This is a genomic window from Paenibacillus sp. Y568, from assembly GCF_059445545.1.
Map to the genome: position 1 here is coordinate 255,721 of NZ_JCAIUM010000007.1, position 9,994 is coordinate 265,714.

At 41.5% G+C, this 9,994-nt stretch carries 7 protein-coding genes and 1 pseudogene; 4 read left to right on the forward strand and 4 right to left on the reverse strand.

Going from position 1 to position 9,994, the window contains the following annotated elements:
- Positions 1–176: 176 nt before the first annotated feature.
- The 3 genes from hflK (at position 177) to AC1D7X_RS12590 (ending at position 2,464) form a co-directional block, all read left to right on the forward strand.
- Positions 177–1,223: an FtsH protease activity modulator HflK gene (hflK, locus tag AC1D7X_RS12580; RefSeq protein ID WP_495455691.1), complete on the forward strand. Its 1,047-nt coding sequence runs from the start codon at positions 177–179 to the stop codon at positions 1,221–1,223.
- Positions 1,220–2,083, forward strand: a complete 864-nt coding sequence (gene hflC / locus AC1D7X_RS12585) for a protease modulator HflC (protein ID WP_495455553.1) — start codon at positions 1,220–1,222, stop codon at positions 2,081–2,083. The genes hflK and hflC overlap by 4 nt, the downstream gene beginning before the upstream one ends.
- A 159-nt stretch (positions 2,084–2,242) precedes the next feature.
- The gene (locus AC1D7X_RS12590; RefSeq protein ID WP_495455554.1) at positions 2,243–2,464 is read left to right on the forward strand and encodes a YqzE family protein; all 222 of its coding nucleotides are present in this window, start codon (positions 2,243–2,245) and stop codon (positions 2,462–2,464) included.
- Between the two features lie 76 nt (positions 2,465–2,540).
- On the opposite strand, the gene AC1D7X_RS12595 is transcribed toward AC1D7X_RS12590, so the two are convergent.
- The 3 genes from AC1D7X_RS12595 to AC1D7X_RS12605 all read right to left on the reverse strand — a co-directional run bounded on the left by AC1D7X_RS12595 (position 2,541) and on the right by AC1D7X_RS12605 (position 6,383).
- Entirely contained in the window at positions 2,541–3,566 is a 1,026-nt protein-coding gene (locus AC1D7X_RS12595; protein ID WP_495475339.1) for a hypothetical protein, read from the reverse strand.
- A gap of 137 nt (positions 3,567–3,703) precedes the next feature.
- A complete protein-coding gene (locus tag AC1D7X_RS12600) occupies positions 3,704–4,639 on the reverse strand; it encodes a YqhG family protein (protein ID WP_495475340.1) in 936 nt (311 codons plus the stop codon).
- 1 nt (position 4,640) lies between these two features.
- Entirely contained in the window at positions 4,641–6,383 is a 1,743-nt protein-coding gene (locus AC1D7X_RS12605) for a DEAD/DEAH box helicase (protein ID WP_495475341.1), read from the reverse strand.
- A gap of 365 nt (positions 6,384–6,748) precedes the next feature.
- Between AC1D7X_RS12605 and AC1D7X_RS12610 the strand changes: the two genes are divergently transcribed.
- Positions 6,749–9,385: an adenosylcobalamin-dependent ribonucleoside-diphosphate reductase gene (locus tag AC1D7X_RS12610; RefSeq protein ID WP_495455558.1), complete on the forward strand. Its 2,637-nt coding sequence runs from the start codon at positions 6,749–6,751 to the stop codon at positions 9,383–9,385.
- Positions 9,386–9,741: 356 nt separating this feature from the next.
- Here the strand turns inward: AC1D7X_RS12610 and AC1D7X_RS12615 are convergent.
- A pseudogene (locus AC1D7X_RS12615) lies at positions 9,742–9,994 on the reverse strand (GerMN domain-containing protein); the annotation flags it as partial.

Sequence of the window (9,994 nt, forward strand, 5' to 3'; positions counted from 1 at the left end):
CCTCCCGGTTGAATTAAGCTAATTTGGTAAAAGCAATTAAAAGTTAGAATGTACAAAAATGGGAAAAAAATTCATCTGAATGTTATTTAATTTAATTGGTAACCTTTTCCTCAGTCTTACGTAATACCTTCTATAATGTGTAGTCGTTCTAGAGGGGAGAGATTATATTGAGTTTCATGGAACCAGATAACAACCCACAAGCTAATCGCAACAAAGGGTTTAAGTTCTCGGATTTAAAGCCGGGAGTCATTAAAAAAGTCGTTATTGGTATTGCAGTAGTGATCCTAATCTTTGTAGGTTCAACCTCGTTCTATACGGTACAAGAGCAAGAGCGTGCAGCCATACTGACATTTGGTAAGTATTCAAATGAGGCGAAGGCAGGATTACATTTTAAATGGCCTAATCCCATCCAACAGGTTATTACCGTACCGGCGGAACTGACGCAACGAATTCATATCGGTTATCGTCAAGAGAATGGTCAGAGTGTTCCCGTTGAAGAAGAAGCGATGATGATCACTGGCGATGAGAATATCGTCTCAGCGGACGCAGTCGTGCAATGGAAAATAAGCAATATTGAAGATTTCCTGTTCAATATCGATGACCCAGAGACATTCCTACGTAATGCCGCAGTCTCCTCTATACGTTCGGTCATCGGATCAGAGAAATTAGACTATGCCATTACAGATGGTAAGACTGTTATTCAAGACAAGGTTAGAATTCAGTTATTAGAACTTCAGAAGAAATACCAAACGGGTATTCAGATTATCGATATTAAATTCCAGGATATTGAACCACCCAGTGGGCAGGTATCCGAAGCTTTCCGTGAAGTAACCAATGCTAGGGAAGAGAAAAATACGAAGATCAATAATGCCGTGAAATATGAGAATGACATCATTCCGAAAGCTCGTGGTGAAGCACAGGCTCTTCTTGAAAATGCTGAAGGTGAGAAAAAGTCGCGGATCTTGAATGCACAAGGTGATGTAGCTCAATTTAATGCCATTTATGAAGAGTATAAGAAGAGTTCAAGTGTTACCGAAAGTCGACTGATATTAGAGACGTTAGAGAAAATTTTACCTAATGCCCAGATTATTATTACGAACTCTAACAGCGATACGGTTAATTATCTACCCTTAAATGAACTGCTTAGTGGTTCAAAAAGTGTAACAACTCCAACCACCAGTTCAGCTACAACAACGGCTCCAGCAGGAGGTAACGGACAATGAAAAATAAATGGATAGCATTTATTTCTATCGTACTCCTAGTCATTTTGGGATTTGGGTCGATGTACATCGTTAAGGAAGGAGAGTATAAAGTTGTTCTAAGATTTGGTGAAGCGATGAGAGCTGTAGAAGAACCGGGATTGAAGTTCAAGATTCCATTTATCGAGAATGTATCCATGCTACCCAAATATCAGATGACATATGATAGCAGTCCTACGACAATTCTTACGAAGGATCAGAAGCCTATTGTGGTGGATAATTATACCGTTTGGCGTATTAAGAATGCTTCCCAATTCTTAAAAACGGTTCAAACCGTTAGTGGCGGTGTTTCACGAATAGATGAAGCTGTATATAACTCTGTTCGTCGTAAGTTATCTGAAGTGAATTATGAGAATATCATCAGCGAAGAAACAGAACGTGGCAACATCAATGATGAGATCACAAAGGATGTTATTGATGCATTAACGCGTGATGATTATGGTATTGAGATTATTGATGTACGCATTAAGCGTACGGATTTACCGGAGGAAAATAAACAAAGTGTATATAATCGAATGATTTCGGACCGGCAATCCATTGCAGCTCGTTATTTATCCGAAGGGGATGAGGAATCACGAAAAAGAACGTCTAAGGCAGATCGTACATCGACTGAGCTTCTTGCCCAAGCGGAAGCCGATGCTAAGAAGATCATTGCCGAAGGTGAGGGAGAAGCAGCCAAAATCTACAATCTTGCTTATGGCAAAGATCCCAAATTCTATAGTCTATATCGGACATTAGAGAGCTATGTGACGACCTTGAAGAATGAACCTGTTATCATGATCCCGATTGATTCACCTTATGCCAAAGTTTTATTAGGTCAGTAATAACCATGAACCGCGTGCTAGCCGTGTATCGGTTAGCACGCGGTTTGTTGTGTATTTATATCATTCGTTGGAAGTTTAATTTTGCGCGAAACTGCGCAAGCTATAGATAAGGTTACCTTACACATCTTACTAATCACAAGATAGAGGGGATGAACGGTTATGGGTGATGAACTGAAATTAGTGAAATACATTACAGAGCAAGTAGTGACATACATTGAAACGCCACGAGAAGAACGGCATACAACTGTAAAAGAACCCTGGACGACGAAATGGTTCGGTATGATTCCGATTAGTCTTAGCTTGTGGAGAACAAATACACGTTCAGCCATTGAAGATTCATGGCAAGAGGAAAGTCATAAAGAGCAAGAACATGTGAATTAGCTAGAACATAAGAAGGGACTATCCCAGAAGTCAATGTAGTTTGACAATTGGGATAGTCCCTTCTTTCTTGTGTTTATTATTTCGTTGCAGTAGAAAAAGCATGGAATTCACCTTGAGCTCGTAGGACGGATAGAGGGAGGTAACGCTGCCCACTAAGACCTGTCCCTGCATATATGGTCTGTTCTGAAACACCTTGATTCGAATGCCACTTCTGAAAGCCTGATATGGCAAAGGGTCCTCCATACTCATCATTACGGTTAGGTGAGGTGAAAATTAAGGAGTTGTGTTGATTGATGTAAGATTCAAACTCTTGGTCCGAATACACAGCTAACTTAGGTGATGTAATCCACATTAGATTCTTTAATGGGTCTCTCTGTCCTTTTCGCAATATCGCTTGCGAGGAAGTGTAAGAGGCATCCGTTATAGAGAAATGGGCGCCACTTAGCTCAGTGTTCTGCATACTGAGTTTCTTCCAGTGTGATTCATCCCATGGTAGAACCTCCATAGTTAGTGCGTTCAGGTATAATGTTTCCTGCTGTCCATATGACACTTTCCATAAGGGCAGAAGTGGAGAGTATAGAGGTTCAATGGTGATTGGATGTAAGGTCTTTTTAGAAGAAGAAGATGATATGAGTTCTAACTGCTCCAGGGTCTGGTGCAGTGATGTTACATGATAGGGTACGGATGCAGAAGTTCCATATTCGCTGAGAACATATTCCTCAGAATCCGTGTCTTTTGCTGTGAGAATAAGATATCCAAGCTCTTTATCATCCTTAGATACCGTTACGAGCCAACTATGTGTACCAGGACCGAGTGGGAAATATTGAAGCTCAGAATGGGCCCACGACGTAAATACTTGTTGCTCAGAGAGTTGTTGCACGATGGTCTCGGAGAATGTCTTTAATAGCGTAGGAGCAGGATTCAGAAGACTCTGATCCATGGAAAGTGCCCCATCTTTGGATAGTTCAACGATAGTCGGACTAGGACTCGATATGGAATTGTCAGCTGCAGATACAGGTGCAAAGGCTTGAATAGCTGGCATTAACATGTGAAGACTAAGTAGGACGATAATCATTTTAGATGTTGAAGGCAAGGATTTCATACAATCCACCTTTCTATATAGGTAACTTATTACAGTGTAACGGACAAGCTTTAAAAAGAGTGTTACAAACTGTCACGAGGACCCTCGAAAGAGAGGGCTTTTTTTGCCCTCTTTTAGCGATGAAGGTCATACTAAGCCTATTGGATTGGTCTAAGGTGAAATAGACCGCAGGTTATGGCGGATATTTTCACTTTCGGCTCGTATTGCCATGTCATTTCACTGCGTCTGCAAGTATATTGCTCACGGATATGATCATTCTTCTCTTCTTCAGGTTCATTCATCATATTCTCATAATACGCATCGATAATCGCGAGCTCGTCCTTTAATCGTTCTTGAGCTTGATCTGCCCATTGATAATCAAGCTGGTTAAGCTTAGATGTTAGGCTGGATTGTAATATCTCAGCAGCTTTAGTCACGGATAACTCTGCGGGATTGATGTGAACGTTCTCTGGAAGTCTAGGACTTAGATTCTTTCCTACCAATAAGTGGCGAAAGTCATCGGTAATTTCTCCACTCAATAATGAAATGCCCATGAAATGAAGTTCTTCCTTCTTCACATCACAAGTCATTTCTACTTTGAAACAAACAGCGAGCCAAGGTTCATAGGCAGCAGAGAACAAAGCTCGGCGTTGAAGGTCACCGGGTTGTTCAAATAAGTAAACATAGGAGCCATCTTGGCGAGCAGCATCCCATATTTGTTGAAGTCTCCGACTACCATAACTCACATCTTCACGTTGGATTCGTCCAGGACCAATTCGGGGTGCCGTAGGCGTTACTCCGAAATAACGAGACAGGATGCTGTCTTGCGGTCCACCATTGGGAGCTGGATTGACCGGCACATCTGGAACTGTGTAACGTTCAGGATCAAATACAAAGGTGAAGGACAGAGTCTCAGGTTCAACTCCCGTCCGTTCGACAAATCCCCAATAATAAGGGCGATTCGTTAATTGCTTATCCGCTTGGGGGGACAGCTTCGCCGTGATATGGAAGGGAGACTTCTCGATGACTTGACAGTCGGTTACCTCTAAATAAGTCATGACATGTTGTTGTACTTGATCTGGGGACATACTCATTTCAGGCTTCTTCCTCTCTTACGACCTCGACTTCATCTTCGACTTGTCTCTTTACTTCATCTAATGACTGTCCTAACGAATTCACTTTTTGACGGATTTCCTCATCCGACTGTGACTCTAATACGATCTTATATAAGCTCTTCTCTAGAGATTCTTTCTTTTCGAAACGTTCTAGTATGACATCTAATCCACCAATGACCATTTCGAACATATTAATTTTTTCGTGTAGCAGATTTAGAATATGTTCTTCAATCGTACCGGTGGTAGATAAATTGAATATCTTCACATCATTCTGTTGACCCAATCGGTGGATTCTCCCAATTCGTTGCTCTACACGCATAGGGTTCCAGGGTAAGTCGAAGTTGATCATGTTATGGCAGAACTGTAGATTAATACCTTCGCCGCCGGCTTCCGTCGCAATCATGACTTGCACACGACCGCGGAATAAATCCATCATCCAGTCTTTTTTGCCACGGTTCATCCCCCCACGATAAGGAACACAAGAAATCCCATTGGCACGAAAATACTGTAATAAATACTCTTGTGTGGCACGGTATTCCGTAAATACAATGACTTTTTCGTCCATTTCGCGAATGAGCTCTATCGTTTTTTCCGCTTTGGTGTTGGCCTTAATTTCTTTGATCATATAGACAAGATCCCAGATCTTAGCTCGTTGAGGAGAATCCTCAGCCATTTTTTTGGTCAAGTTAACCAATGTAACGAATACAGCATCACGACTGCTACAGACTTCGCGTTGAAGCGTAACTAGCGATAGCATACTGCTTAGATTACCTCCTGCAACCTGATACTGATCTTTGACATATGAAGTTACCCCATCATATAGTGCTTGTTCTTCAGGGGATAGTTGCAGATTAACGTTCCGAACAGTCCGCTTGGTGAAAATAGTAGGTCCTTCTCCACGGCGATTTCGAATCATGATCTTTGAAAGTTCATCCTTTAATTGCCCTTCATTCTTAGCTATACGCTTATCAACAACAAAGTTCGATGAGAACTCTCCTTGTTTCCCTAGTTGCCCCGGTTTCAGAAGTGTAATCAGGTTAAACAACTCCCCGAGATCATTCTGAACAGGTGTTGCTGTGAGTAGAAGACAGTATTTCTTACGTAATTTTTGAATGAACTGGTAATTGGATGTTTTCTTATTCTTGAGTTTGTGAGCTTCATCAATGATCAGCATGTCGTATTCTTGGTCTAACAAAATATCTTTATGTGGATCTCTCTTCGCTGTATCGATGGACGCAACAACGATATCTGAACCCCAGGAATAGGCCTTTTTCTGTGCGATGGCAGGAACACCAAATTTACTATTCAACTCACGAACCCACTGGAGCACGAGAGAGGCAGGTACGAGAATGAGTACTTTAGAGACAAGTCCACGAATGATATATTCTTTAAGAATAAGTCCGGCTTCTATCGTCTTCCCAAGACCTACTTCATCAGCCAAAATAGCTCTCCCGGACATTTCAAACAACACTCTACGAGCCGTATCAATTTGATGGGGAAGAGGCGTTAGATCCTGCAGATATTTAACACATTGTAATTCATCAAAGCTGGTAACCAAGCGAGACTCTTCACCCTGAATAGCCATCTGGAACAATCGCCAATCGCCCCATGGCCCTCCTTTATCAAGACGGTTCTCCAGATTCTCAAGCCAGCTGTTGTCTATTTCTAGTGGAATGGGTAGAGCGTATGCTGTCTTCATATGTTGAATGGATGGAGAATTCATGGTTCAGCCCTCCTTATTAGAATCTTGTAAAGTGTAGTATGCACGGAAGTTGTTAAGTTCATAACTATAGATATCCATAGGTTGTTCATATTTTAACTTCATGGTAGCCATGAATCCCTAGCGCTGTATGAGTTTGAGTGAATTTTCAATGTTTTTTCTTAATCTATGGGTAAAAAAATGAGAAAATTGAAGAAAACTGAAGATAGTCTAACATGGATGGGCTTTCTTGCCTTAAATTTCGCTAATGAAAGATAGAGTACCAAGATGTAGTGTAGTATAATGGTATGAGTACAATATATTGAGGAATATCGGTCTTGGTTATCCTTATTAAGTTTTTATAGCAATATATTAGGAGGGTGTTTTTTTTGAGTGATTTACAGCGTACAAGTCGATTAGAGGGCTTAAGTGAGAAAATATTTCTAGATAGATATGCTTGGAAAGATGCGGATAGTAATAACGCCAAGGTAGGCGATGTTGTTCTTGTCTTGACGAAGGATGATCCAAAGTTCCCTACAAAAGAAGTGGGGGAAATTGTAAAACGTGAAGGTAGAATTGCAACCGTAAAAACACGGAGCGGAGAGCTCGTTGAGTCAGACATAGATAAACTTACATTAAATATTGAGAAGACTCCTGAAGAGATGTGGGACCGTTTAGCACAGGCGATGTCAAGAGCAGAGGCAACACCTGAACTTCAAGCTGAATGGGAAGACAAGTTCCGTTATCTATTGGATGATTGGAAGCTGGTACCGGGAGGAAGAATTGCTGCAGGTGCGGGTGCGAGTGAAGAGTTAACACTGTTTAACTGTTATGTGATACCTTCTCCGCAAGATAGTCGTGGTGGCATTATGAAGACCCTATCTGAAATGACGGAGATTATGGCGCGTGGTGGTGGCGTAGGGATTAATTTATCTTCTCTTCGTCCGCACAGAGCTATTGTTAGAGGTGTGAATGGTTCTTCAAGCGGTGCAGTATCTTGGGGAGGGTTATTTAGTTATACAACAGGCTTAATTGAACAAGGCGGAAGCCGACGTGGCGCGCTGATGTTGATGATTAATGATTGGCACCCCGACGTTCTAGATTTCATTACCGTGAAACAGACCATGGGACAGGTGACGAATGCGAATCTCTCTGTGTGTGTGAGTAATGGATTCATGAAGGCCGTTAAGGAAGATTTAGATTGGGAATTGGTATTTCCAGACACTACGGAGCCTGACTACAATGAAGTATGGGATGGCGATCTAGAGAAATGGAAGATAGCAGGTCGTAAAGTTATTCCTTATCGTACGGTGAAAGCACGTGAAATATGGAATACGATCATTGAAGCAGCATGGAAATCTGCCGAACCTGGTGTTGTCTTCATGGAACACTATAATGATATGTCGAATAGTTGGTACTTTAATCCGATTATTTGTACGAACCCTTGTGGTGAGCAAGGTCTACCGGCTTGGGGAGTATGTAATTTATCTGCGATTAATTTATCCAAGTTCTACGATGAAGAGAAACATGATGTAAATTGGGACGACCTAGCAACAACGACCCATTATTCAGTACGCTTCTTGGATAATGTTATTAATACAACACCTTATCACTTTGATGAGAATGAGAAGAACCAGAAGAATGAACGACGTGTAGGTCTGGGTACGATGGGCCTTGCAGAGTTAATGATTAAGTTAAACATACGTTATGGTAGTCCAGAATCTTTAGTTTTCTTAGATAAAATCTATGGATTTATGGCTCGTGAAGCTTATTTGGCGTCAGCGGATATTGCGGCTGAGAAAGGTTCTTTCCCAGCATTTGATGCGGAGAAATACCTACAGAGCGGATTTATGCGTAATATGACAGAGGAGTTCCCAGAAGTAGGGGAAGCTATTAAAAACAAGGGAATGCGTAACGTTACCGTGATTACCCAAGCTCCTACAGGCAGTACAGGAACGATGGTTGGTACATCAACGGGTATTGAACCGTACTTTGCTTTCAAATATTTCCGTCAGAGCCGCTTAGGTTACGATGAGCAATTCGTGCCGATCGCGCAAGAATGGCTTGAAGCACATCCTGGTCAAGCCTTGCCAGATTATTATGTAACAGCAATGGATCTATCTGCAAAAGATCACATTCGTGTACAAGCAGCGATTCAACGCTGGGTAGATAGTTCTATTTCAAAGACAGCCAACTGTCCTTCGGACTTTACAGTGGAAGAAACAGCAGAGTTGTATGAGATGGCATTCGATCTTGGTTGTAAAGGCGTGACGATCTACCGTGATGGTAGCCGCGATCAACAAGTCTTAAATACGAGTAAGAAGGAAGAGCCAGAAACAGCAGATGTTTCGGTATCTGAAGAGCAAGCAGAACAGCAGGCTGCAGATCATTTCGCAGGAGAAGATGCAGCGCTTGAATCATTAAGTGGTAATCTAACTGTTGAGAAGAGTGTAGAATCCACAAGTAAGAAAGTGCTAGATAAGCAGTATAAGAGTCGCCCACAAGTTCTTCGTGGTGCAACTTATAAGATCAACACACCATTCGGAATGGCATATATAACTATTAATGATCTGGATGGTATTCCTAGCGAGATATTCTTGAATGTAGGTAAAGCGGGTTCTGATGTATTTGCTATGGCAGAGGCCTTAGGCCGTGTATGTTCCTTGTTCCTTCGTTATGGAGACCATGGATTTAAAGTAGAACTTCTAATTAAGCATCTCAAAGGAATCGGTGGCTCCGGTGCTATCGGCTTCGGTGTGAATCGCGTAGAATCGATTGCGGATGCTGTAGCCAAAGCATTGGAAGCTCATATTCAGATTGATGTGGGTAGAGAACATGATCCAGCACCAGTAGCAGCAACGCTTGCGATGGAATCGACCGTGAGTCACGGAAGTGGAGACGGTGGTCATAAACATAGCGCTGTAGAAACATCACGTGACCTGTGTACAGCCTGTGGTACGGCATCTTTGATTAATGTCGAGGGATGTAAGACGTGCAGTAACTGTGGGTATAGTAAGTGTTCGTAAGCTTCGAGTGAATTTACAATAGGCTTAATGTTGTTGTGATGGATCATGAAAGCTGCGAAAATATCTACAAAAGTTGCGAAAAGTGAATCATAGAAACTAATAAAAGTTAACATTATACATTTGGTTGTATAAAAATACTGATGGTTGAGCATACGCCTACAGATCTAATGATCTGTAGGCATTTGTTTAATGGTTTCCTTTTAATGAAGTTGTAGACTGATTTCTTATTTTTAAAACCTTGATGGGGGGATGATCGTTTTCAAAAAGATTACTACAAATTTCTCAAATGCAATTCAGCAAAATTAAGGAGGATTATCCCGAGATTCTTTCGGAATTATGTCTTTTATTAAAAAAACTTATTCACGGCTTAATGGGTGAACCAAGTCTGCATGACCCATTAGACTTTCAAGTGATTCTCCATCGACAAGCAGATCGATGCTGTGAACTTCCTCAAACTGAAAAAATGTTTCTCTAAGTGCATCTAGAGCTAGAAGCTCTCCTCCAGAACCTAATCTTGCTTCATCCGGAATATGCACATCTAATATCAACATTCCTTGATTGAATTTTGTTGATAGTAAGTCAATCTTGTTCCACAAGGAGATCAACCCG

Bases quoted from the DNA above. Each gene is read 5' to 3' on its own strand.
- AC1D7X_RS12595 (WP_495475339.1), bottom strand. From the start codon at position 3,566: ATGAAATCCTTGCCTTCAACATCTAAAATGATTATCGTCCTACTTAGT.
- hflK (WP_495455691.1), top strand. From the start codon at position 177: ATGGAACCAGATAACAACCCACAAGCTAATCGCAACAAAGGGTTTAAG.
- AC1D7X_RS12590 (WP_495455554.1), top strand. From the start codon at position 2,243: ATGGGTGATGAACTGAAATTAGTGAAATACATTACAGAGCAAGTAGTG.
- AC1D7X_RS12605 (WP_495475341.1), bottom strand. From the start codon at position 6,383: ATGAATTCTCCATCCATTCAACATATGAAGACAGCATACGCTCTACCC.
- AC1D7X_RS12600 (WP_495475340.1), bottom strand. From the start codon at position 4,639: ATGAGTATGTCCCCAGATCAAGTACAACAACATGTCATGACTTATTTA.
- hflC (WP_495455553.1), top strand. From the start codon at position 1,220: ATGAAAAATAAATGGATAGCATTTATTTCTATCGTACTCCTAGTCATT.